We start from the raw sequence: 24952 nt of genomic DNA, 5'->3' as shown, positions 1-24952 counted from the left end.
ACGTGGCGTTTCCAGCATCAGATGGTCGATCTGGTCTATGTCCAGATGCTGATGCAGAAAGAGGGCATCTATTCGTTTATCGAGGAGTGTGAGTACGGCGACCAGGTCGTGTTCGCGGATGACATCGACCACTATCTCTATGACGAACCCCAGCGCATCGTGCCGTACCGCGAGGCGGCAGGACTCGAATCGGGTGGCGTGGAAGCGGTCACGTCACTGAAGACCCACGCGAAGACGGTGCCGAAGTCGTACACCGTGGCCGACTACAACCCGGAATCGGCCTGGGAGAGATTTAGAGACAGCGCCAACCTCGCCCCGCAGGACCCGACGACGTATGGCCGGCCCTACATCTACGGCACCCACCACCTCGACCAGGCGGGGGCGAAGTGGGAAGCGCAGCTTCGCCACGAGGCCGCTCTCGCTCGGCAGATTATCTACGAGGGCGAGAGCAACGTACTGGCGTTGCAGTGTGCAAGTGTGCTGGAGACGGATATTGTCCTGCCCGATGCACCCAAAGGCCAGTTGGTGATCGAGGTCACGCATAGCGGCGGGCGCAACACACCCTATACAAACCGTTTCAGGGCCATCCCCGCTGACCGGCGTTTCCGGCTTCAGCTCAAACCGGAAACCTGGGCCCGTATATCGGGCACCCTCAGCGCGAGAATTTGCAGTCCTGACAGATACACCTACAGCTTCCTGAATTCTGTCGGATATTACGTCGTCCGTCTGGACGCCGACTTCGGCACCTGGCCGAAGGGTGGCGAGAGCGTGCCGATGCGGCTGGCGAAACCGTTCGCGGGCAAACTTCAGACCGGCATGCACTTCGTCGCGCTGGACAACGACGAGGCAGTGATCCGATTTCGAGATGGCGACCCTGACAAGCCGGAAATTTGCGGGTTTCATCATCACAGCCAGGCGCGCGACCTGGTGACGAACGACCGGCGCTGGCTTTCACGCAACATGATCCGCACGCAGGCGAACAACAAGCTGCGCATGGAAGACTGGGCGGGCCAGGAAGGCGTCAAACTTAGCACGGAACATTCGGGCAAGTTGCAACTGAATCTCGGCTACCTGGTTAACAACAAACTCGAATACCGGGGCGAAGGCTTCGAAGCGCGTACATCGGGTTACGGGGTCAATCGCGCGGGCAAGGGCATGATGCTGACGGCTTATGACCGTCCCGCCGCGACCGGCAAGCAGCTTGACATGCAGGAGACCATTGCGCAGCTCGAAAGCGCGCTGGCGACCGCGAAGGCGCTGGCGGCGTCCGCCAGCAGCGCGAAGGCGGAACCCGCCGACACCGATGCACAGCAGCAGATGAAAGACGATTTCGACGGCCTGAAGCAACCGGGCTTGCTGATGAGTACCCCGGCATCGGCGGGCATCGTCGCGGGTCAGGGCATTCAGTTCGCAACGCAGGGCACTATCTCGACTGTGGCAGGGAAGAATGCGGACTGGAGCGTGCTCGAGCGTTTCACGGTGGCGGCGGCCGAGAAGATTTCGCTTTTCGTGCAGAAGGCTGGCATCAAGATTTTTGCGGCTAAAGGCCCCGCCGAGATACAGGCGCAGGGCGGCCCCATGTCGTTCGCCGCAGACAAGGACATCAGCATTGCGAGCGTAAACGGCGTGACGCGCATCGTCGCAAAGACCGAACTCACGCTCGAATCGGGCGGCTCGTTTATCCAGATGAAGGACGGCAGCATTACGCTCGGCGGTCCCGAGGATCTGTTCCTGAAGGTCATCACGATCCAGAAGCAGGGCAAGGCGACGCTGAACCAGCCGCTGGACCTGACCCATCCGGCGCTTTCTGGCCTGCCGACCGTGCCGCTGTCGCTGAATACCGCAGCCTCGCCAGCTTCGCGGGCGGCAATTCCCGCTGGCATGCCCTACAAGCTGTTTGTGGGCAACACCTTGGTCAAACAGGGGGTATTCGATGAAACCGGGCTGCTCCAGGTCGATCATCATCCGACCACGCAGCAATACAAACTCGAAGTGGCGAGCGGCGTGACATACACGATTCCTGTCGCGAAGGTATATCGCGGCAACGCAGCGAATGGTGATCTCGCGAATCAGGGCTTTCACTTCCATGAGAGTCAGTCATCCGCTGATATCAATCCATCGGGCGACCGCGCGCTGAACAGGCAGCGTTACAGCAAGTTGCTCAATCCTGAAGCGGAGCAATGAAACCGTGGGCAATCCTTCATCTATTGTTACCCCGATTGCACTTGATCAGACCACCTCGGCTCTGATCTGTGCGCCGTGGTTTGTGCAGTTGACTGAGTATCCGCCGATGCAGGCGTCCTACCGCCCATTGGTCAACGGCGAGGAGGCGTTTGGCGCTCTATACGATGCCATCGATAGTGCCAAGCACACCATTGACTATATTTGCTGGGGCTTCCAGCCGTCGATGTATTTCAGGCGGGATGGTGGCAAATCGCTCTGCATTGGCGATCTGCTAGCCAGGAAAGGCCGGGAGGGCGTTAAGGTCCGCATCCTGTGCTGGGCAGACAGCTTTGCGGTCGGGCAACTTCTCGAAAACGAAAATCCGGGCTATGACCTCCTGCGAAGCGTCAAAACACAAAACGAGAATAACACCCAGCGTGAATATGATCGTGCCTGGTATTACCGTGCACGAATCGCCGCCTCGCCGGAACAGGATGCCCTGTCGGAGGAACTGCGTGCGCACATGAAAGCCGCCTCGTCAAGCTCGGCGTCTGCGCCGGGATTGGGCGTGCAGCCACTGACAAACATACAGCTCGTTACACGTGACTTCTCACTGGCGGACCGTGCCGAGATCATGTACCGGGAAAGCTTGCGGCGAGCGGACAAGGGCCTGAGTGAAAAGGCGGTTGCAGTCGGCTTCGGTGGCGGGCCGTCGCACCACCAAAAGATGGTGATAATTGACTACGAAGCACCCGAACATGCGGTCGGGTTCGTCATGGGCCATAACACGCTTGATGCCTATTGGGATACTGACGCGCACCAATACGCACGGATGAACGCCCGCTTTGGGCGCAACGGTGAGACACCGCGTCAGGATATGTCGAGCATTGTCACGGGACCGATTCTGGAGTGCCTGAACGCAAATTTCTGTAACGCGTGGAAGCACAATACAAAGGTCGATTTGCTGACGAAGCGTAAGCCCCTGGCGAAACAGTTGAAGGTGCGTAGTGATTTTGGCACTCCCGTCATGGCGCAGATTACGCGTACCCAGTCCCAGGAAGGCAAGCAGGATATCAAGTCGCTTTATCTTCAGGTGGCGTGCAACGCGACGAAGTTCATCTATATCGAGAATCAGTATTTTCGCTGGGAGCCGCTGGCGGAAAAGATCAAGGAAGCCGCCGCAAAACAGGTCGCGTGGGGGCGCGATCCTAAAAAGCACGGCTCAATCTATCTCTTCGTTGTGACCAATTCAAGCGACGACGGGATGGGCGTTGGGACGGTAAGCACCTACAGGATGCTGGATAGCCTCGGGCAGGCAAATCTCATGTCCGGCATGGCGAAAGAAAATCAGGAAATCCCCCAGCAACAAGATGTCATGAGTGCAGTGAATGAACTCGCGCTAGCACGGATGAGTTCAGGTCCCGATGCGGCTACGCGTCAGCAGGCGGCACAGAAGAAACTTGATGAAGCCCGGCAGTTCCGTAAAGGGCCACTCACACCGAAGGATATCCCCGGCCTGAAGATTCATATCTGCACACTGGTTGCGCCGGATTCGCCAGGCGACAACTGGATGCCGGTGTATATCCACAGCAAGGTCATGATTATCGATGATGTGTTTCTGACGCACGGCTCGGCGAATATCAACACGCGCAGTATGGAGGTGGACAGTGAACTGAACATCTGCCACGAACACATGAGCGTGACGCAACCGCTGCGTAGAAAATTGTGGGATATCCATACTGCAAACGCGGGTGCGCATGACGACCCGAAGAAAGCTTTCAGTGTTTGGGGGGATATTATTACGCAAAATTCGAGCAATCAGATAAATCGAAAGCCACCCGTTGCTTCGCTCATAGGTTTTTCACGTGAGTCAGCACAACGCAGCAACATGGATTAGTCCATGAGAAAAACTTCGACGGTTATCTGTCTTGCTTTGCTTTTGTGTGCCTGCTCAAAAAAGGATACGACTACCGTGGCTTCTGCCTCCGATATGTCTGCTGTGCGTGCCAAGCTGGCCTTTACCTGTACGCACGAAGCAGATCGTTTGCCTCCACTCGATTCGAACGCTGACGTGCTCTTCAAGTACGGTCGTTCCTTGGAAAAGAAGGAAGGCCCGAAGAACTTCGATGACATCGCCCGCTACTACCGGATAGCGGCGGCTTTCGGCCACTACAAGGCTAACAACAATCTTCAGGGTCTTTTGACTTCCGGTTTGGCGTCATCGCCTGATGCGGCCACGGAGGCCGTCGATCTGGCCATACAGCTAATCAAGGCTGGTGTGCCGGGTGGTTACTACGACATGGGCCACTATCTGGAACAGGGTTATGGGATTCAACAGGATGCGGACCAGGCCCGGCGCTATTTTCGAAAGGCCGCGGACTTGGGGAGTCCAGACGCACAGTATTACGTAGCGGAATTACTTGCTCCGTTGGACAAAGCTCCTGATATTGCCAAACAGATGCGCCAGTGCGCGACGGATCAGGGCTTTGGTAAGGCGGCGAGCGCGTTAGGTGTCGATCTCAAAACCAACAACAATTATGCTGATGCTATTAAGTCATTTCAGAAAGGCGTAGAGGCTGGCGATTCGCAATCTGCGTCGTTCTTAGAGAACGGCTTTGGAGGGCAGAAACCCTCGGCGCCGTTGTACTACATGGCGCTCCCCTACGACGCCGAGCGCTCACGGCGCTACGGGGCGGTCTGGGAGTTTCTGACCGACCACGAAAGCCTCAATCCCAAGGTGCCGGACATCGACCAGATCGTGCCACTGCCGCCCGCGAAGCTGCCGGAGTGGGACGGCACGTTCCAGTGGCAGAAGGAGCGGGACGCCGCCACGCCGCCGCCGAAGCCTGCCGAATCGCTCGTCACCAAACTGGCCCGCGAGAAGGACCTCGACCCGGCGACGGGCCTGCCGCTCAAGCCAGCCAAAACCGCAGAGGCCGAACGCGTGCCGCTCGGCACGACGGCTTACACCAAGGAGGTCTGTCCGCAGGACGGTGTGTGGTGTGCGAAGCAATGGACATACTACAGCCAGGAAGCCACGCAGCACTTTAGCAAAGGGCAAACCATGCCGGATCTGCTCCTCCGCTATCCCCGCTCGATGAAAATGCTCGATGCCCTGCTTGGCGTGCGTGAGAGTCGTACCCCTACGACGTGGAGCCTTGTGGCCTACCCCGACGAGGCAGTGTGAAGCCGCTGACGATTGGAGACATGCAGGCCATTGCAGCTACACGGGGCGGTCGGTGCCTGTCGGAGACATACACCGGCAGCAGGACGCCGCTCGAATGGGAATGTGCCCTGGGGCACCGATGGTGGACCAGCGCCACTAACGTAAAAAGCGGAACGTGGTGCGGAGTCTGCGCGAGAAAGGAGCGGTGCGGAACCCTGGCTGACATGCAGGCCATCGCCGCTGCGCGCGGTGGTCGCTGCCTGTCGGCAGAGTACGTAGGCAGCTATACGCCGCTGGAGTGGGAGTGCACCCGGGGGCATCGCTGGTGGGCACCGGGCAAGCAGGTCAAAAGTGGCACTTGGTGCGGAGTCTGTGCGAAGGAAGAGCAGTTTGGGACCCTGGCAGACATGCAGCGCTTGGCCGGCGAGAGGCGGGGGCGGTGTCTGTCGGTGGAATACACAAACGCCAGGACTCACCTGGAGTGGGCGTGTGCCGAAGGGCACCGGTGGTGGACGACGCCGAAAAGGGTCAAGGCTGGCACCTGGTGTCCGGCCTGTGCACGCAAGCGCAGACGCGTGCCGCTGGGGGAAATCCAGGCAGCGGCGGAAGCCATGGGCGGGCGGTGCTTGTCGCAGGAATACGTGAACGCGACCACGCCATTGCAGTTTGAGTGCGCAGCGGGGCACCGGTGGTGGGCGTGGCCCCGGAACGTGCGCAAAGGTCACTGGTGCCAGTTGTGCCAGTTTGACAGGATGCGTGCAACGATAGGCCAGATGCGGGCGCTCGCGGCCAGCCGTGGTGGGCGCTGCCTGTCGGACGTGTATGTCTCGACAAGACATCCGCTACAGTGGGAGTGCTGGCTGGGGCACGTCTGGTCAAGCAAGCCGGGGGTGGTATGCCAGGGGAAATGGTGCCCGCTCTGTGCCAATCTCAACCGTTCGAAGAAGCGCAGCAAGCGTCTGAAATACGACTACGAAGGATGAGGATCGCGTGTGCCATACCGAGCCGGAAAAATCACAGGGTGTGATTTATGGAAACAACTAACCTGGCTTGCGGCACCTGGAAGCTCATCGAGCACGGGATCGAAGCCTATGTCCGCCAGCACGGCTCAAGCCCGCCGCGCTCGTCGTGCATCCCGGGCATGTACCGGCGCTGCGTCGCGAGATGGACCCCGCGACGACGCTGCTCGACGGGGGAGCGTGATCGTGTCGCCGCCGTTCGAACTGCCGGTGCTGGTGGACGGCCAGGGCGAGCACCACGCGCAGTAGCCCTATCATCGTGCGCCGTGGGGAATCCCCGCAGTATGTCTCGTCATGTGTGCATCGCAGCGTGAACAGATAAGCTGTACGCGCTGTTGGTGTACAAGTGACTTGTCAGCATGACCCGCAACGGTCACTCGCTTGAAAGTTTTACAAAACACCTGTCTAATACACAGGGCCGTCCCCGCCATGGGGAACGGCAGGTTTTCCCGCACCGCAGCGTGAGGGGAAACGTGGGGGAATGATGTTTGGCGGCGTGGGGGAATGCTCTATTTCCCCACCACATAGCCCGCAAAGCCCTGTGGCGTGGGATTCCGCGCTGTGGGGGAAGAGTTATCCACGGACTTGTGAACAAAAACTGTGGAAAAGATTTGCCGGTAGCGTGCAAGGCCCTACAAACATCTGTTTTGTTTAGATTCGACGGGTTGGATGTGGATTCGGCACTGGCTGGAACGTTTTCACGCCCTCAGGGGAGCAATGCTCCTGAGGCTAACCGCCGTCGATCATGGCGCATGCTGAATGACGGTTGCGGTCTGTCGGGAAGGTGCGCGCCGGAGCAAAGGGCGTCAGTACCCGCTACCGCTTCGGCGAGGAGTCGTGTGAGATGGCGCTGGGTGCTTTGCCGCGTGTCCCGCTCGACGCCATCCTTGCGAACTTCGATGAAACGAAACTGCGCGTCGGGCGCGGTGGCGACCCGGTAGGCCAGAAGCAGGCTGTTGCCAAGAAGATGCAGCTTGAACAGGGTTCTTCACGCCACCGTTTCCCTATGACGTAGTCAGGCGAACGGCAAGTGACTTGACGTTCGCTGCGTGATTGACGAAGTCAGTCAGTTTTCCTGGCGATCATCTTCAGATGTTTCCTGTTTGATGCAAGGTTTCGTCCACGCTTGGGCGCCCTTTCCTATACCCCGCAGGGCAATATCTGACGTCGATTGATTGCAAATACCTTTCAGATTGAGTGTGCGGTTGATCCATCCTAACTTTTGGCGTGAACGCCCCGTAATTCCGTACTTTTCTGCTGGCCAGGAGTTGGTCTTTTATTAGGGATCGATTAAGCTGCCAATATTAGGGATCGATTAAGTTGTAAGTATTAGCAATCGCTTAGCACTTGGTGTCACGCGGACTATGTCTTTTCGTCGCGCATGGTTTTCGATGTGAAGCGTCAATTGCGGCAGCATCCCTCGGGCGCGGCAGACCAAGCCTACCCCAGGAGAAGTTCGTGAGCTTTCAGTTGAATGAATTTAAATCAGTATAACGAAACAAATGCAATTGACGATCACGGGCTTTTAGCCCTCGTCACCATCGCCCGCTTCCACAATATCGCTGCCGATGCGGCCCAGTTGAAGCACGCTGCTGCAACCGGTAGCGACCGGTTCAGCAGCAAGGACCTCGTACTATCTGCCCGCAGTCTCGGACTGAAGGCGCGCAGCGTGCCATTGCGCGTGGAGAAGCTGGCAAACACACCGTTGCCCGCCCTCGTGCTCGATCGGGATGAGCGGCACTTCATCCTTGCGAAGACCGATGGCAAGACCGCGTTGATTCTTGAACCCGGTTCGCCTGCGCCCGTCATCAAGCCACTTGAAGAGGTGATTGCCCGTAGCACCGGTGAAATGCTGCTGTTCGCCTCACGGGCGTCCCTCGCCGGCGAACTCGCACGCTTCGACTTTTCGTGGTTCATCCCGGCCATCGTCCGTTACCGGAAACTGCTGCTGGAGGTGCTGGGCGTCTCGCTCGTGCTTCAGCTTTTCGGTCTGGTGTCGCCCCTGATGTTCCAGGTCGTCATGGACAAGGTGCTCGTGAACCGCACGTACAGCACGCTGAATGTCGTGTGCATCACCTTGCTTGTGGCGTCGGTATTTGAGGTGCTGCTCACGGGCCTGCGCAACTATGTGTTCGCGCACACCACGAACCGCATCGACGTCGAGCTGGGCGCGCGCCTGTTTCGCCATCTTGTCGCTTTGCCGTTGAGCTACTTTGGCGCCCGCCGCGTCGGCGACACGGTCGCGCGCGTGCGCGAACTCGAGAACATCCGCAATTTTCTGACCGGGCAGGCCCTCACCGCGGTCATCGACATAGCCTTCTCGTTTGTCTTTATCGGCGTGATGTGCGTATACAGCGTGTGGCTGACGTTGCTCGTGGTAGCGTCGCTGCCGGTCTACGGCGCGGTTTCGGGCGGACTGGTGCCGGCTTTTCGTGCGCGCCTGAACGAGAAGTTCGCACGCGGCGCGGACAACCAGTCCTTTCTCGTGGAGTCGGTCTCGGCCGTCGAGACGGTCAAGGCGATGGCTGTCGAGCCGCAGTTCATCCGCCGCTGGGAGACGCAGCTCGCCGCCTATGTGAGCGCGGGCTTTCGTGTGAACCAGCTCGGCAACGTCGGCCAGCAACTGATCCAGCTCGTCGGCAAGCTCGTCACACTTGGCACGCTCTTCGTCGGTGCGCGGCTTGTGATCGACGGGCGGCTTTCGGTGGGAGAGCTGGTCGCCTTCAACATGATGTCCCAGCGTGTGAGCGCGCCCGTGCTGCGCCTCGCGCAACTGTGGCAGGACTTCCAGCAGACCGGCATCTCGATGCAGCGTCTGGGCGACATCCTCAATACGCGCACCGAGATCCCGCAGGCGCGCCAGGCGCTGCCGCCGATCCGCGGCGACGTGCAGTTCCAGAACATCCGCTTCCGATACCGGCCTGACGCGCCGCCCGTTATCGACGGCGTATCGCTCGATATTCGCGCGGGTCATGTTATCGGTATCGTCGGGCGTTCGGGTTCGGGCAAGAGCACGCTCACGAAGCTGCTGCAACGGCTCTATCTGCCCGAGCAGGGTACCGTGCGCATCGACGGCCAGGACCTGGCGCTGGCCGATCCCGCCTGGCTGCGCCGCCAGGTAGGCGTGGTGCTGCAGGAGAACCTGCTCTTTAACCGCAGTGTGCGCGAGAACATCGCGCTCACCGATCCGGGCGTGCCGCTCGAAGCGGTGATACACGCGGCGAAGCTCGCGGGCGCTCACGAGTTCATCTGCGCGCTACCCGAAGGCTACGACACCGTGGTGGGCGAGCACGGCAGCAATCTCTCGGGCGGCCAGCGCCAGCGCCTGGCCATTGCCCGCGCGCTGCTCACGAATCCGCGCATTCTCATCTTCGACGAAGCCACGAGTGCGCTCGACTTCGAGACCGAACGCATCATCCGGGACAACATGAAGGCGATCTGCGCGGGGCGCACGGTCATCATCATCGCGCACCGCCTGAGTGCCGTGCGTCACGCGGACCGCATCGTCGCCATGGACCACGGGAAGATCGTCGAACAGGGCAACCACGACGCGCTGCTCGCCCACGGCGGCTATTACGCCCACCTCGTTTCATTGCAGGACGGTTGAGCATGGGCACGATGAAACTTCAGGCGTTCGCCGATCTGGTGAAACGCTACGCCGCCGTATGGCGCGAGGTCTGGCAGATCCGCGCGCAGCTCGAGCGTCCATCGCGCGATGCGGATCAACTCGCCTTCCTGCCGGCCGAACTGGAACTCGTCGAGACGCCGGTTCACCCGGCGCCGCGCTGGACGATGCGCGTGCTGGTGGCGCTCACCATTCTCGCGCTGCTCATCGGCATTCTCGGACGGCTGGATATCGTGGTGACGGCCAGCGGCCAGTTCATTCCGGACGCGCGTGTGAAGACGATCCAGCCGGCGATTACGGGCGTGGTGCGCGAGATCGGGGTGAAGGACGGTCAGCGCGTTGCGGCAGGACAACTGCTGATGAAGCTCGACACGACACAGGCCGTGGCCGACACCGACAAGGCACGTTCCTCGCGGCTGGATGCCGAACTGGCGGCGGCACGCGCGAACGCGCTGCTCGCGGCGCAACATGACAGCAAGGTTCCAGTGGTGGCGAAAGTCGATGATGCGCCCGCAGCACGCATGGAGGATGCGCAGCGCCAGGCCGAAGGGGCGTGGTTCGAATACCGGGACCAGTATGAAGGCGAGAGGGCCGAACTGGCCAAGCGCCAGGCGGAACTGGACAGCACGCACGCGGAGATCGCGAAGCTCGTGGCGACGGCGCCGCTTGCGCGCCAGCAGGCCGATGCGTACCGGGCGCTCGTCGCGGACAAGTACGTGGCGCGCAACGATTACCTCGACAAGGAGCAGTCGGCGCTGGACAAGGAGCATGAACTCGCCGCGCAGCGCGGCCACGCGAACGAACTGGGGGCTGCCATTGCGGAACAGCGCGCCCAGGTCGCGGCGACGGCGTCGAAGTTCCGCCGCGACCAGCTGGACGAACTGGAAAAGGCCACGCAGCAAGTAACGCAAGCTCGGGAGGATGAAACGAAGGCCACCACGCGCCAGGCGCTCATGAGCCTGACCGCCCCTGTCGCCGGCACCGTGCAGCAGCTCGCTGTCCACACGCTGGGCGGCGTGGTGACGACGGCGCAGTCGCTGATGGAAATCGTGCCCGACGATGCACTCGAGGTCGAGGCGAGGCTGCAGAACCGGGACATCGGCTTCGTGCAGGTGGGCCAGCGCGCGGCGGTGAAGATCGAGGCGTTTCCGTACACGCGCTACGGGCTGCTGAACGGCACCATCACCGAGGTTTCGAACGACGCCGTGCAGGACAGGAAGCTGGGGTTGACGTTCCCGGTGCGCATTCGCCTGGAAACGAACCGCATCCACGTGGACAACCGCTGGATCACGCTCACGCCTGGCATGGCGGTGACGGCGGACATCCGCACAGGCAAAAGAAGTGTGATCGGGTACTTCCTCGATCCGCTGCTGCAGACGGCAAAGGAGAGCATGCGTGAACGGTAAGCAGAAGGCGCAGCTCGCGATCCTTGCGGGCCTCACGGTAATGAGCATGAGCGCTCACGCCTTCGACGTGCTGCGCGCGGAGCAGGGCATCTCCGCGACGGCGGGCGGGACGATCGTGCCTGTCTGCCAGTTCAACACGGCGCCGAGCCGCCCGCTGCGTCTGCAGGAGGCAGTGGAGCGCACCCTGTGCGGCAACCCGAAGACGCGCGAGGCGTGGGCCGCGGTGAAGGCGCAGGCGGCCGGTGTCGGGGTGGCACGGGCGGCCTACCTGCCGCAGATATCCGCGAACTGGCAGGGCGTACGGGAAAACTCGGTGACCAACATCGAAAACCACCCGCAACTGGGTTCGGACATCAATGCGAACGTACGCAGCGCAGGCGTGAGCCTGAACTGGATGCTGTATGACTTTGGTGGTCGCGAGGCGTCGCTGCGAAACGCGAACGCGCTGCTCGAAGCGGCGCGCGCGACGCAGGACGCTACGCTGCAGGATTTTTTTGCGCAGGCTGCTAAGGACTACTACGCAGCGCAGGCAGCGATGGGGGAACTGCAGGCCGCGCAGGAGGTAGAGGCCATGACGCGTCAGGGCATGGAAGCGGCACAGGTGCGGGCCGATAAAGGCGTCGTTCCGATCACCGATGCCCTGCAGGCCCAGACGCAGCACGAACAGGCGGTGTTCAGCCTGACGAAGGCGCAAAGCGATGCGCAGACGGCGCTGGGGACACTCGCTGCCAGCATGAGTCTCGATCCGTCGATGCCTCTGGAGGTGCCGCCGGTGACGGAAGGCGTGATGACCGGAAAGACGTTCAGCGAACCGGTGGCGCAGATGATCCGCGAGGTGGAGCAAAGCCATCCTTCAGTGCGCGCGGCAAGGGCGCAGTACGAGGCCGCGCAGGCGAAAGTGAACCAGACGCGCGCGCAGGGACTGCCCAGCATCAGCCTGGTGGCGAAGTACACCCAGAACAACCAGCCTCAGAGCGAAGGGCTCGGGTTGCCGACATTTCCCGCGACGGGGCATGAGGCGTATATCGGCGTGCAGGTGAGCATTCCGTTGTTTGAAGGATTCGGGCGGCATTACCAGATCGATCAGGCGAAGGCACAGGCCGAGCGGCAGGCGGATGTGATCGACGAGGCGAAGCAGAAGGTGGGGCTGGATGTGTGGGCGAGCTACCAAACGCTGACCGGTGCGACACAGAACGCGGAGAACAGCGCGAACCTGCTGGCGATTGCGCAACGCTCATACGAAGCCGCGCGTCATCGCTATGACGCGGGCGTGGGGAACATCCTCGAGCTGATGAACACGCAGGCGGCGCTGGCCACTGCGAAGCAACGCAGGGTTCAGGCACTAGCGGACTGGGATAACGCGAGGGTGGATCTGGCGGCGAAGTTGGGGGCACTGGGACGCCAGAGTTTTTGAAGCAGATGGCGCCCGTTCGAAGAGCGAGGATAAAACGTAGTCCAGGATTGGGTTTTCGATAGCCGAGCCATTGTGTCCGGCTTTCGTCAGGATGGACCAGAGAATACGTCTCGGTCCGAATTTCGCTCTATTAACATAGGAGTACATATGAGCACGATAAACGTTACGCAACCGGATGTTTCAGTATCGCTCGATAATACTACTTTCGACGTTCAAAGCGGCGCTTCGCTGAACCTGACCGGTACGTCCGATTACGTCATTCTTGAGAGTGGTTCGGGCGGCGGAACGGTCACGGGCAACAACAACACCGTTTCGGGAGCGGCGGTCAACGGTGTAGACGAAGGAGTGAGCGGCACGGGCAATTCGTTGACGCTGGGTGCCAACTGCTCCGCCGAGGACTCGGGCAGCAACAATACGATTACCATCGGAGCGAATTCGCGCTACCAGGGTGAGGGCACGAACTCGACGATCTATGCCACCGCGGGCGGCGACGGGCTGGCGCTTCGTGGCAGTGGGCAGACGGCATATGCGAACAACGATAACATCGCGTTGGGTGCCGATATCGCCACCGTGAACGGGAACGGCAACCAGATCTTGAGCATGGGGTCCTTTGGTGGGCTCCAGACGCTCAATCTGGGTGGTTCGAACAACGTCATTAACCTTGCACAAGGCCTGACGGTCACGACCAATGGTGGTGGTGTGACCGAAAATACGGATGGGACGGTTGTTCTGTCGGGCAATGTCATGCCTGGCAGCGCTACGCTCAGCGGTGGTGTTCTGACGCTGCAGCTTGGCAACGGCAACGTTGCCACGATGTCCGGCGTCAGTTCGGGCACCCAGATCGAATACCTCGACGCGACGGGCAAGGCGAGCTGGACGACCCTCACCGATTCGGGGCTGGGAGCAATTCAGGCGAACCAACTCGCTTCTGCGATGGCATCTTATTCGCCGTCCGCGAGCGCTTCCGCGTCGAACATCGTTATGCCTGTGCCGACAAGCGATCAAATGCTTGCTTGCGCTCAGCACCAAGTTAGCTAAAATAGTTCGCGGATGACCAGGGAAGCGGTGGCCGGGAGTAACGTCCTGTCCACCGCTTCGTTATTTGTGAAATTATAAAAAAATGACGCCTTTTTTCGACGCTGTCAAACACTTTCATTTTCTTTGCGACGAAAATCAGCCTTCCAAGGCACTTGGTGTTTTACGCGCCGCCGAACAGTATCGATCGACTCCTCAGGAGTACGTAGAACAGGGGCTCTGCTATAGCCGCATCGGGATGTTTGGCGATGCGGAGCACGCACTAAATTGTGCATGGCCATCCTTGGTCCCACGTGAAGAAGTCACTATCAGAGCCGTACAGGAAATGGCTGCGGTGAAGCTTCATCTTGAAAAATTCGATGAGGCGGCTGCACTTGAAGGACTCGTCATGAGTCGCGACTGGTGGCGACCTCCGCCCGGCCTCCCATCGGATAAGCAAGACGAATTTCGCACAGTGATTCTGGACAGAATCATCACTCAAGAACAATCTGTGGCCGGGAAAGATATATTTCTGCTATTGGCTGGTGGGGCTGGCGACGTCATTGAGCATTCCCGCTACATTCAATGCCTCATCGCAGAAGGTGTGCGCACAGTTTTCATGGATCCGAACCCACCACTCTGGGAGCTATTTTCAAACAGTTCAATACCTGTGAAACTTGAAAGAGCGACTGTCAATAATATTGCTCGCTGCGATGCCGTAGTATTCGCCAATTTACTGCACTGGCGTTATCGTCACGCAGATCTTTCCATGTTGCCACCTCGGGGATATATGAAATCTACGAGGCAGAGGAAGTTTAGTGTTCGCCTGTCAAGATCAGAAGAAAAAATGAGCGTCGGGATTGTTTGGCGGAGTGTGAATAGTAGCTATCAGTCTTGCCGTCATGAGCCTTTTCGCTCAATGAGCTTGTCATCCCTTGAGCCCATTCTGGCTTCAGAGAAAGTGATATTCTATTCGTTGCAATACGGAGATTACTCGGATGCTGAACGAGGGATGCTTGAAAGGTTTGGCGTTTTGGATGCTTCACCATATATTCGCTCGTTCGCGGATCTTGCGGACGTCATGATGCAACTCGATCTAGTTATAAGCATCGACTCGGCACCGGCACATTTGGCGGGCGCGCTCGACGTTCCGGTGTGGAACTTGCTCGCCAATGTTGCGGACTGGCGCTGGGGGCCAAACGACAGAAAAACCACTTCGCTGTATCCCTCCATGAAATTATTTCGTCAGCGAACGCTTGGTGATTGGACGTCGGTAACCGCCGACATTGCCGTTGAAATGCTAAGAATGTAGTGGTGGAAAATTATCTTGGTTATCGACCTAAAGCGACACTCGTTGCTGGAATTTATTGAATACGCGCGCTGCGTCGCGCTATCACTATCGCAAAGTATCGGGCTCACTGTCGGGCTGAGATTCACGATGAGGGGTTGCGGGGATTTATGCAGCGGCTATGAAAAGGTCTGCCCGCAGCACACAAGGCCGTCAAACGTCTGTGCGCCTGGTTTCAACAGGCCAGATGCTCACCTGCTGGATTCGGGACTGGGTAGATGCTGACCTCGGCAAGGGCATCGAACGCAGCGAGGCACGGCGGGCACTTGCGCAGCATCGACCTGCACCCGCATTTCCAGTCAGCACGGCGACGCGATACGCCCAACAACGACACCACCCGCCACTAGCTTCCCCGCAACGCAATGTGTGGGCAAACATGGGGAACGATGTCGGCGGCGTGAGTGGAATGCCTGATTTTTCCCCACATGGTCCGCAACACCTTGTGGCGTGGGATTCCGCGCCGTGGGGAAATACTTATCCACGGACTTATGCCCAAAAACTGTGTACAACTTTCCCCTACACGTTCTCCACAGTTTCTGTTGAAGCCCCTGTTCATAACCTTGGGATACCGAACTTAACTCCCTGATCCCAAAGCGATTGCCTTCGCGCATCAAGCGTGCAGCACAACGAAGCATCCACGGCTCAAAATACGTCGTTGTAGCGCAACCCGAACGTGCGCGCCTTCGAGCCGTGCGTGTACGTGACGGCCCAGTGCGCGAGCCACGCGCCCGTGAGTGCGCCGATGGCGTCCGCGAAAAGATCCTTATACGAAAAGCCGTCGGTGCGGCAGGTGCCGTCGAGCGTCTCCTTCAGCAGCCCCGGTGCCGTGCCGATCAGCGTGCCGTATATGACGGGATGATCGGTATCGCGCATGAGCCAGCCGCCGATCGCGCCGAACGGCGCGGAAACCGCCGCGTGTTCGAGCTTGTCGGAGCCGGTCCAACTGTCGCCGTTCTGGAAGCGAAAGCCGCCGTGGGAACCGGAGCAGTCAAGGCTCGCGTGCGCGGCGGCGCTCGCAAGGCCGAGCAGGGCAAGGCAAACGCCCCGTTTCGTGCGTGTGAGGTGATGTCCCATGATCGTGATCTCTCAGGTTGTCTAGCGTCGCGCGTGCGCGGCTTTGCCGTCTTTTGCGCGACAGCCTCTCCGATAGGGCTGTGTTTCCAGGGCTGCGTTTTAATTGTGTAGGAATCCGTACGAATTCAGCTAACTGAAGTCAGGAAACGCCGATATGGGTTGAAGTCTACCAGCTCTATCTCTAAAAATGGGGTCAGAAAATCCTGTCAGATTTTGACGATGAGGATGAGCGCAGGGCGCAGAGAAAACGAGAGAGGAAACGTACCGGGAAACGCGAGAAACGCGAGAAACGCATGCAGCCACGCGATCGAACGCGCTGTTTACGAAGCGGCGGAGAGCGCTTCCTCGATGGCGTCCTCCAGCCGGTCGTTGCCCCAGAACATTTCGTCGCCGACGAAGAACGTGGGCGCGCCGAACACGCCCAGCGAGCGTGCCCGCTGCGTGCGTTCACGCATTCGCCGGCGATTCTCGTCGCCGGTGGCCAGCGCGAGAACGGACGCGGCATCGAGTCCGCGCGCTTTCAGCATTTGCGTGATCGCTTCGGGCGATTCCACTTCGCGGTCCTCGCCAAAATTGCGCACCATTACCGCGCGACACCAGGTGGGCAACCACGGCTCGTCGGCGGCAAGCACGGCCACGCGCGTGGCGAGGAGCGCGCGGCGCGGAAACTCGCTCGGCGGCGCCCAGGGCAATGCGTATTTGGCGCATTGGCGCTGCATGTCGCGCATCACGTAGGCACCTTTTTCCTTTTGCGCGACGAAGGGCGGGGCGCTCCAGCCCAGGGCGTCGAAGATCGGGCCGAGCAGGAACGGGCGCCAGCGCACGGCCACGCCCGCGCGCGTCGCGAGTTCGTCGATGCGCATCGCGCTCAGATAGCTGTAGTTGCTGGCGAGGTCGAACCAGAAGTCGACGGAAGGCGCGGACATGACGGCGATTCCTTGAGCGCGGCGGCCAGGCGCCGCCGCGAGTGGGATAGGTTACTCGCCTCGCGCGGCGTCGCCGCTTGGCGAGGCTGCGGAAGCCGCCGCCGGTTCCTCCGCGCGCGCGGTGCCCACTGTGGCCGGATTCACGGGCGGATTGCCCATCGCCTGAAACAGCGCTGCCGTATCCGAAAGCCGCGCACCGCGATCGCGCACTTCGTCGAGCCGCGCATTGCGCCATTGCTGCTCGCTCTGGCGCACGGCATAAAGCGGCACCGCGCCGAGCCGGTAGCGCGCGCGGGTATCGTCGTAGACGCCTTGCGCCGTGCTCGCCGAAGCACTCGCCGCCTCCAGTGCCTGCGCGTCGTGATCGAGCGCCGCCAGGCGATCGGCGACGTCCTGGAACGCGCTCAGCACCGTTTGCCTGTACGTGGCGTTGGCGGCTTCATACGATTGCAGCGCCGCGCGCCGCTGCGCGACGAGCGCGCCGCCATGGAAGATCGGCTGCGTGAGCGATGCGCCGATCGCCCACAGCGCGCCCGCGCCCGAAGTCGCCGCGGGCCAGCTAAAGCCGCCCTGGCCGAGCGCGGCCGAAAGCGTGATGCTCGGATACATCTGCGCCGTCGCGGCGCCCACTTCGGCGGCGGCGGCCATGAGCGCGGCTTGCGCGGCGGCAATGTCGGGGCGCGTGCGCAGCAGATCGGACGGCACGACCACCGGCACTTGCGCGGGCAGCGTGAGGCTCGCCAGCTCCAGATCGGGCGGTGCCTGATCGGGCGTGCGGCCGAGCAGCACCGCAAGCGCATGGCGCATCGCGCTCCATTGCTGCCGCAAGCCCGGCAGATTCGCCGCGAGCGAGGCGGCGCTCTGCTGCGCGCTGAGCACGTCCGTGCGCGACACCGCGCCCAGCGCATAGCGCTTTTGCAGGTCGCCGGCTTGCGCGTCGGCGAGCGCGATCAACTGCACCGTCGTGTCGATCTGCGCGTGCAGCGTGGCCGCGCCGATCGCGCTCGTTACGATGTTCGCCGCGAGCGCGCGCCGGGCCGCTTCGTACTGGAACGCCTGCACGTTCACGCGCGAGGCGAGCGCCGCATTATTCAGCCGCGTCGCGCCGAATACGTCGAACGTATAGCGCACGTCGATCAAACCCGCGAAAAGCGCGTACTGCAACTTGTCGATGCCGAATTGCGGCACGCCCGGCGCGCGTTGCCGCTGCGCCGTGCCGAGCGCGTCGACGGTCGGCAGCAGCGAACCGCCGATCTGGCCGCGCAACTGCTCGCGCGCGCCTTGCAGCGTGTGATCGGCGGCCGCGAGATTGGGACTGTTCGCGAGGCCCTCGCTCACGAGCGCATCGAGCGCGTCGGAGCCGTACAGCGTCCACCATTGCGGCACCGGATGCGCGCCCGTTACGAACTGCTGCGCAACGCCGTCGGCGGCGACGCTCTGCGCGGGCTGTTCCCGCGCCCCGTAATGGTCGGGTTTCGGCATGGCGGGCGGCTCGCCCGTCGGGCCCATCGCGCAACCCGCGAGCGCGAGCGTCGCAAGGCACGTGAGCGTCGGCGTGAGCATTTTCATGATGCGTGTCCTCGCGTCTCGTCGCGATTCGCGCCGGTCTCGCTGCTGCGCACGCGGAACGCGGCCGCATACAGCGGGGGCAGGAAGAACAGCGTGAGCACGGTTGCGATGGTGATGCCGCCCATGAGCGCCGTCGCCATCGGCCCGAAGAAGTTCGAGCGCAACAACGGAATGAGCGCGAGCACGGCGGCCGCGGCCGTCAGCATGATCGGGCGGAAACGCCGCACCGTCGCGCCCACAATGGCGTCGAAGCGCTGATGTCCCGCGCGAATATCCGTTTCGATCTGGTCCACGAGAATCACCGAATTGCGCATGATGATGCCGAACATCGCGATCACGCCGAGCATCGCCACGAAGCCGAACGGCTGCCGGAACACGAGCAGCGCGATCACCACGCCGATCAGCCCGAGCGGCGCGGTCATGACCACCATCAGCACGCGCGCGAGGCTTTGCAACTGGATCATCAGCAGCGTGAGCACGGCGATGGCGAGAACCGGCAACTGCGCGTAGATCGACGCCTGGCCCTTGGCGCTTTCCTCGACGGAGCCGCCCACCTCGATGCGATAACCGCCCGGCAGCGCGCGGCGAATCGCCTCGAGCTTTTTCTCCAGCGCCTGCGTGACGTCGATGCCTTGCGCGCCCCCGCGCACGTCCGATTGCACGGTGATGGTGGGCTGCCGGTCGCGCGACCAGATCACGCCGTACTCGAGATCGTCGGCGAGATGGCCGAGCGCGCCGAGCGGCACGGGACCGTTGGGCGTGGGCATCGCAAGCGTGACGAGGCGCGCGGGATCGACGCGTTCGGCGGCCGGCGCGCGCAAATCGACGCTGATCAATTTGTCGCGCTCGCGGAACTGCGTGACCGTGTAGCCCGAATACTGCATTTGCAGGAAATTGGCGATGTCCTGCGTGGAGACGTTGAGCGCGCGCGCCTTCTGCTGGTCGATCTGGAAATGCAGCGAGCGCTCGGCGGGCTCGTCCCAGTCGAAGCTCACGTTTTCGGTGCGCGGGTCGGCGCGCAGCGTGGCGGCCACACGGTCGGCGATGCCGCGCACGGTCGCGATGTCGTCGCCGCTCACGCGAAACTGCACGGGATACCCGACGGGCGGCCCGTTTTCCAGCCGCGAAATGCGCGTGCGCACGGCGGGGAAGTCGTCGCGCAAACGCGGTTCGAGCCAGTGCGCGAGTTTCTCGCGATCGTCGATCGACTTCGTCGTGATGACGAATTGCGCGAAATTGGGCTGCTGCAATTGCTGATCGAGCGGCAGATAAAAGCGCGGCGCGCCGGTGCCGACAAAATCAATGGCGTGATCGATCTCCGGGCGGCCCTTGAGCAGCGCTTCGAGCCGCTTCGTTTCGCGCAGCGTGGCATCGAACGCCGCGCCTTCGGGCAGCCGCACGTCCACGAGCAATTCGGGCCGATCCGAACTCGGGAAGAACTGCTGCGGCACGAGCGCGAAGCCCGCGAGCGCCACCACGAACAGCGCGACGGTGAGCGCGAGCACGATCCAATGCCGCTCGATGCACCAGCCGATCCAGCCGCGCAAACGCCCATAGAAGCGCGTGTCGTAAATCTCGTGCTCATGGCGGGCGTCATGCTCCGCGTCGGGGTCGCGCTTGCGCTCGGGCAGCAGGCGATAGCCAAGCAGCGGAATCAGCACCACGGCCGCGAACCACGACGCGATCAGCGCGATCGCCGAAACCTGGAAGATCGAGCGCGTGTATTCGCCGGTGCTCGATTTCGCGAGCACGATGGGCAGAAAACCCGAAACGGTCACGAGCGTGCCGGTGAGCATCGGGAACGCCGTGCTGGTGTAGGCGAACGCGGCGGCGCTCGCGCGGCTCCAGCCCTGCGCCAGCTTCACGGCCATCATTTCCACGGAGATGATGGCGTCGTCCACGAGCAGGCCGAGCGCGAGCACGAGCGTGCCGAGCGAGACCTTGTGCAAGCCGATGTCGAACAGATACATGGCGAGCGAAGTGACGGCGAGCACGATGGGAATGGTGATGACGACCACCATGCCCGTGCGCACGCCCAGCGAGACGAGGCTCACGAGCAGCACGATGCCCACGGCTTCGGCCACCGCTTCCACGAAGTCGTCGACGGAATGGGACACCGCCTGCGGCATGCTCGATACCTCGACGAGCTTGAGGCCCACAGGAAGTTGCGCGCGCAACGTGTCGATGCGTGCATCGACCGCCTTGCCGAGCCGGATTACGTCGCCGCCGGGTTGCATCGTCAGGCCGATGCCGAGCACGGCCTGATTCTGGAAGCGCATTTGCGTGGCGGGCGGATCGTCGTAGCCGCGCCGGATCGTGGCGATGTCGCCAAGACGGAACGTGCGGTCGTTCACGCGAATCAGCGTATCGGCGATCGACTTGATGTCGTCGAACTGGCCGCTCGGGCGCACGAACACGCGGTCGTCGGCCGTGGTGAGCGTGCCTGCGGGCGAGACGCTGTTTTGCGCGCCGATCACCTGGCCGAGCTGCGTGGGCGAGATGCCGAGACGCGTGAGCTGGGTGTTCGGAATCTCGATGAAGATGCGTTCCTTTTGGTCTCCGAAATAATCGACCTTGCCGACGTCGGGCACGCGCAGCAGTTGCTCGCGCAGTTTGTCGGCGTAATCGTGCAATTGCGCGGGCGAAAAACCGTCGCCCTCGAGCGCGTAGACGTTGGTGTAGACGTCGCCGAATTCGTCGTTGAAGAACGGGCCTTGCACGCCTTGCGGCAGGTTCGGCGCGATATCGCCCACTTTCTTGCGCACCTGATACCACGTTTCGCGCACTTCGCTCACCGGCGCGGAGTCCTTCATCGTGAAGAACACGAGCGACTCGCCGGGCCGCGAATAGCTGCGCAAAAAGTCGATGTACGGCGTTTCCTGGAGCTTGCGCCCGATGCGGCTCGTCACTTCGTCCTCGACCTGGCGCGCGGTCGCGCCGGGCCAGAAGGTCTGGATCACCATCACGCGGAACGTGAACGGCGGATCTTCGGATTGAGCAAGACGCGTGTAGGCGAGGGCGCCGAAGATCGTTGCGAGGGCAACGACAAAGGTGACGAGCGCGCGATGCCGGAGCGCCCAGGCGGAAAGGTTGAAGCGGCCTTCCTCGTGATCGGAACCCGGTGCCGCGCTCATGAGGCGAAGTCCTCGGGATGCAGCGGCGCGACGGGCCGCACCTGCTGGCCCGCGTGAACCGTGTGTACGCCTTGCACGACAATGCGCTCGCCGTCCCGCAAGCCCGCCGCCACGGTAACGGTGCGTGCGCCGTAGCTCGCGACGGTCACGCGCCGCAGTTGCAGCACGTTGTCCGGCGCATGCACGATCCAGATGGCCGGCGCGGTGCCGTCGTGAAAGAGGGCGGTGGCGGGCACGGTGAACGTGGCGGCGGCGTTATTCGCGCTCGCGGCGGCGAAGGCGATGTCGGCGGTCATGCCGAGGCGCACGTCGGCGTCGGGATGTTCGAGCGTGAGTTTCGCGCGCCACGTGCGGCTTTGCGGATCGGCGGCGGCGGCAAGTTCGCGCAGGCGCGCCGTGTAGCTGCGGCCGGGCAGCGCGGCGAGCGTGACCTGCGCGGTGTCGCCGGTATGCAGGCCCGCGATGGCGGCTTCGGGCAAGTCGCTCACCACGTCGACGTCGCCGCTCCATGCGAGCTGATAGACGGCCTGTCCCGCCTGCACGTTCTGGCCGGTGTCGGCGTTTTCGGCGGTGATGACGCCCGCGTGGTCGGCCGCGAGCTGCGTATAGCGGCGTTGATCCCTCGCGAGCGCGAGCTGTTGCTGCGCCTGATCGCGCTGCGCCGCCGCCGAGGCATAAGCGTCCTGGGTCTGTTCGAGCTGCGCGCGAGCGATGAGATTGGCCTGGGCCTGCGCGGTGTCGCGCTCGAGTTGTTGTCTCGCGAACTGCAAGCGATGCTGCGCGGCGTCGAATTGCGCCTGCGCGCTCGCGGCGTTCCGGTCGAAATCGCTGGGGTCCAGCCGCGCGAGCGTTTGACCAGCCTTGACGTTGTCGCCGAGGCGCACGTTGCGCTCGACGATCTTGCCGTTCACGCGAAACGAGAGCGGCGTGACGTTGCGCGCCTCGATTTCGCCCGGATAACTCGCGCGTGCGCGGCCGCTGCTGTCCGCATGCACCGCCATGGAGACGACCGGGCGCGGCGGCGGCGGCGCCTCGTTCTGCTTGCCGCATGCCGCGAGCAGCGTGGCGCCGAGCGCGGTTGTCAGCGCGACCCTCAGCGCGATTGCCCGCGCGGCCGCGCCGCGCTTGCGGCGCGATGGCGCGAACTTGCCGGACTCGACGGAACCACCGCGCATCCTGCCTGATGCGCCACGACCGCAACGATTCACATGGACCTCGTACGCCTTGCGCGCAGCAGGCCGCGAGCCGGCCTCGCTTGCCGCGGGCCGTTTGCGTCTCCGTTTGCGCTGCCGTTGAGCGAGGGTCGCGCGCGATGTTCGCGTTCGCCCCGGCTGGGATAATGTGTCGAATTCTAATACACAGTTGTATCTGAGTGCGGATTTGAATCCGAGGAATGTTTCAGTGCTAGACTCGCGCCAATGCCAATCGGATCAAATGCCCCCACGCCATGAAGCGCACCCGACTCACCCGCGAGCAGAGCCGCGACCAGACGCGCGCGCGCGTGCTCGACGCCGCGCAGGCGATGTTCATGAAGAAAGGCTTCGTGGGCGCGAGCGTGGAGGACATCGCGCTTGCCGCGGGTTACACGCGCGGCGCGTTTTATTCGAACTTTTCCAGCAAATCGGAACTGCTGGTCGAACTGCTGCGGCGCGATCACGACGCCATGCAGGTCGAACTGCGCGCGATCTTCGCGGGCGGCGCGTCGCGCGAGGAAATGGAAGCGCGGGTGCTCACGTATTACAGCCGCATGCCGCAGGACAACAAGCTGTTCCTGCTGTGGGTGGAAGCGAAATTGCTGGCCGCGCGCGACGCGCGCTTTCGCGTTCGATTCAATGCATTCATGAAGGAAAAACGCGACCGGCTCATGGCGTACATCGACGAATTCGCGGCGCGCGCGGGCACGCCCGTGACAATCGACCCGGAATTGCTCGTGCTGGGTTTGATGGGCTTATGCGACGGCGTGCAATTTCTGGCAACGGCCGACCCGCAGCACGTCACGCCGCCGCTCGTCGAAGCGGTGCTGGGGCAATTTTTCGCGCGCGTGGTATTCGGCCGCGCGCCTTGATGGTGCCTGCCTTGATGATGTCGACAGGAACGGCGACAGTGCGGCCGTTCAGCCGCTCACGCCCGGACCAAAGTTACCGCCGATCAAACGCGTCACCGACGCCACGTCGCGATAGTCCTGCTCGGGCATGCCGTCGAGGATCGCGAGGACTTCATTGCTCGCGCCGGCCGAACGCGCGGCTTCCACGAGATCGTCTTTGTTCGCGGGCCAATGCACTTCGCGCAGCACGTCGGTGAATTGAAGGTCGATGGGTTCGTCGGGAATGCGGGAAGCGGGCATCGAGTGGTGTCCTTGGCGGTTACGTTTCGGGTTACATCCTCGGTACATCCTTGCTACATCGGGATTACATCTCTTCGTTGCGCGTGGCGCGGCTTCTGTCGCCACGAAAGCCACGAAAGCGGCGCGCACACGCAGCCGCGAATCGACAGAAGCGCGAATCAAGCCTGCACGACCGAATCAAGCCTGCACAACCCCTACGCATCGTCATGCACAACGCAGCCACCCGAACCCGCGCGCCGCGCCGTCCGCGACATCGCCGGCAGATTTTCGCCTCGCGGCCGCGCGGCTTAGGTCTGCTGATGGATGTCGGGGCTGAGCGTTTTGTCCAGCCTGCGCGACTTGGGCAGCGCGAGGTATTCCCAGCGCTGCGGCCCGCTCGTGGCGGATACGGGCACGTCGGGCGCGGCCGGTGCGACCGGAACGTCCGCGGCGCTCGAACGCGCGGCCTGGAACGGCGAATCGGATGCGCGGACGCTGACAGGCGTGGCCGGCCCGTCCTGCGCGGTGCGTACCGGAGCGGCAAAACACGATGCCGACAACAGCACGGTGGTCAACACTGTCGAGGTTTTCATCGCTCGACCTCCTTTCTCATGCGGCCCGAAGGACACAGCAAGGCCCGTACCGCGCCCGCCGGACACGCTGCCGGCGCGGCGCGAAACGCCCGCGCCACGGGCCATCCGGCGGCCCCGGGCGCGAAAGCGCGTACGGTACTTGCCATGATGGCAGCATTTGCGATTGCGCGCATGAAGC

The 24952-nt window shown here is 62.2% G+C and carries 17 protein-coding genes; 10 read left to right on the top strand and 7 right to left on the bottom strand.

Annotated elements, in window-relative coordinates; genetic code table 11:
* From U5805_RS25550 to U5805_RS25510, 9 genes are all read left to right on the top strand, one after another.
* Positions 1-2184 (top strand): DUF2345 domain-containing protein (locus U5805_RS25550; protein WP_322106298.1); only part of this gene is annotated, 2184 nt, incomplete at its 5' end.
* Positions 2185-2188: 4 nt separating this feature from the next.
* Positions 2189-4060, top strand: coding sequence for a phosphatidylserine/phosphatidylglycerophosphate/cardiolipin synthase family protein (locus U5805_RS25545; RefSeq protein ID WP_322106297.1), 1872 nt, complete (start codon positions 2189-2191; stop codon positions 4058-4060).
* Positions 4061-4063: 3 nt separating this feature from the next.
* Positions 4064-5350, top strand: a complete 1287-nt coding sequence (locus tag U5805_RS25540; protein ID WP_322106296.1) for a sel1 repeat family protein — start codon at positions 4064-4066, stop codon at positions 5348-5350.
* 1842 nt (positions 5351-7192) lie between these two features.
* Entirely contained in the window at positions 7193-7363 is a 171-nt protein-coding gene (locus U5805_RS25535) for a hypothetical protein (RefSeq protein ID WP_322106295.1), read from the top strand.
* 459 nt (positions 7364-7822) lie between these two features.
* Positions 7823-9955: a type I secretion system permease/ATPase gene (locus tag U5805_RS25530; RefSeq protein WP_322106294.1), complete on the top strand. Its 2133-nt coding sequence runs from the start codon at positions 7823-7825 to the stop codon at positions 9953-9955.
* Between the two features lie 2 nt (positions 9956-9957).
* Positions 9958-11379, top strand: coding sequence for an HlyD family type I secretion periplasmic adaptor subunit (locus U5805_RS25525; protein WP_322106293.1), 1422 nt, complete (start codon positions 9958-9960; stop codon positions 11377-11379).
* Positions 11369-12793 (top strand): TolC family protein, encoded by a 1425-nt coding sequence (locus tag U5805_RS25520; RefSeq protein ID WP_322106292.1) that lies wholly within the window; start codon positions 11369-11371, stop codon positions 12791-12793. Before U5805_RS25525 ends, U5805_RS25520 begins: the two co-directional genes overlap by 11 nt.
* Before the next feature lie 147 nt (positions 12794-12940).
* Positions 12941-13831, top strand: coding sequence for a hypothetical protein (locus U5805_RS25515; RefSeq protein WP_322106291.1), 891 nt, complete (start codon positions 12941-12943; stop codon positions 13829-13831).
* 82 nt (positions 13832-13913) lie between these two features.
* A complete protein-coding gene (locus U5805_RS25510; protein WP_322106290.1) occupies positions 13914-15119 on the top strand; it encodes a glycosyltransferase family 9 protein in 1206 nt (401 codons plus the stop codon).
* A 678-nt stretch (positions 15120-15797) separates the two neighbouring features.
* Here U5805_RS25510 and U5805_RS25505 read toward each other — a convergent pair.
* The 5 genes from U5805_RS25505 to U5805_RS25485 all read right to left on the bottom strand — a co-directional run bounded on the left by U5805_RS25505 (position 15798) and on the right by U5805_RS25485 (position 23033).
* Positions 15798-16229 (bottom strand): hypothetical protein, encoded by a 432-nt coding sequence (locus tag U5805_RS25505; protein ID WP_322106289.1) that lies wholly within the window; start codon positions 16227-16229, stop codon positions 15798-15800.
* Between the two features lie 320 nt (positions 16230-16549).
* Positions 16550-17155, bottom strand: a complete 606-nt coding sequence (locus tag U5805_RS25500) for a 2-hydroxychromene-2-carboxylate isomerase (RefSeq protein ID WP_322106288.1) — start codon at positions 17153-17155, stop codon at positions 16550-16552.
* 51 nt (positions 17156-17206) lie between these two features.
* Entirely contained in the window at positions 17207-18718 is a 1512-nt protein-coding gene (locus U5805_RS25495; protein WP_322106299.1) for an efflux transporter outer membrane subunit, read from the bottom strand.
* Between the two features lie 2 nt (positions 18719-18720).
* Positions 18721-21858, bottom strand: coding sequence for an efflux RND transporter permease subunit (locus tag U5805_RS25490; RefSeq protein WP_322106287.1), 3138 nt, complete (start codon positions 21856-21858; stop codon positions 18721-18723).
* The gene (locus U5805_RS25485) at positions 21855-23033 is read right to left on the bottom strand and encodes an efflux RND transporter periplasmic adaptor subunit (RefSeq protein WP_322106286.1); all 1179 of its coding nucleotides are present in this window, start codon (positions 23031-23033) and stop codon (positions 21855-21857) included. Before U5805_RS25485 ends, U5805_RS25490 begins: the two co-directional genes overlap by 4 nt.
* A gap of 272 nt (positions 23034-23305) precedes the next feature.
* On the opposite strand from U5805_RS25485, the gene U5805_RS25480 reads away from it, so the two are divergent.
* Positions 23306-23923, top strand: coding sequence for a TetR/AcrR family transcriptional regulator (locus U5805_RS25480; protein WP_322106285.1), 618 nt, complete (start codon positions 23306-23308; stop codon positions 23921-23923).
* Between the two features lie 48 nt (positions 23924-23971).
* Here the strand turns inward: U5805_RS25480 and U5805_RS25475 are convergent, their stop codons facing one another.
* Together U5805_RS25475 and U5805_RS25470 are read right to left on the bottom strand one after the other, a co-directional pair.
* On the bottom strand, positions 23972-24202 hold the full coding sequence (locus U5805_RS25475; protein ID WP_322106284.1) for a DUF2795 domain-containing protein: 231 nt from the start codon (positions 24200-24202) through the stop codon (positions 23972-23974).
* Positions 24203-24489: 287 nt separating this feature from the next.
* Entirely contained in the window at positions 24490-24774 is a 285-nt protein-coding gene (locus U5805_RS25470) for a hypothetical protein (RefSeq protein WP_322106283.1), read from the bottom strand.
* Positions 24775-24952: the final 178 nt, after the last annotated feature.

The sequence above is a fragment of the Paraburkholderia sp. J41 genome, from assembly GCF_905220235.1.
GTDB lineage: Bacteria > Pseudomonadota > Gammaproteobacteria > Burkholderiales > Burkholderiaceae > Paraburkholderia.
This window is presented reverse-complemented; position numbering and strand designations above follow the sequence as displayed.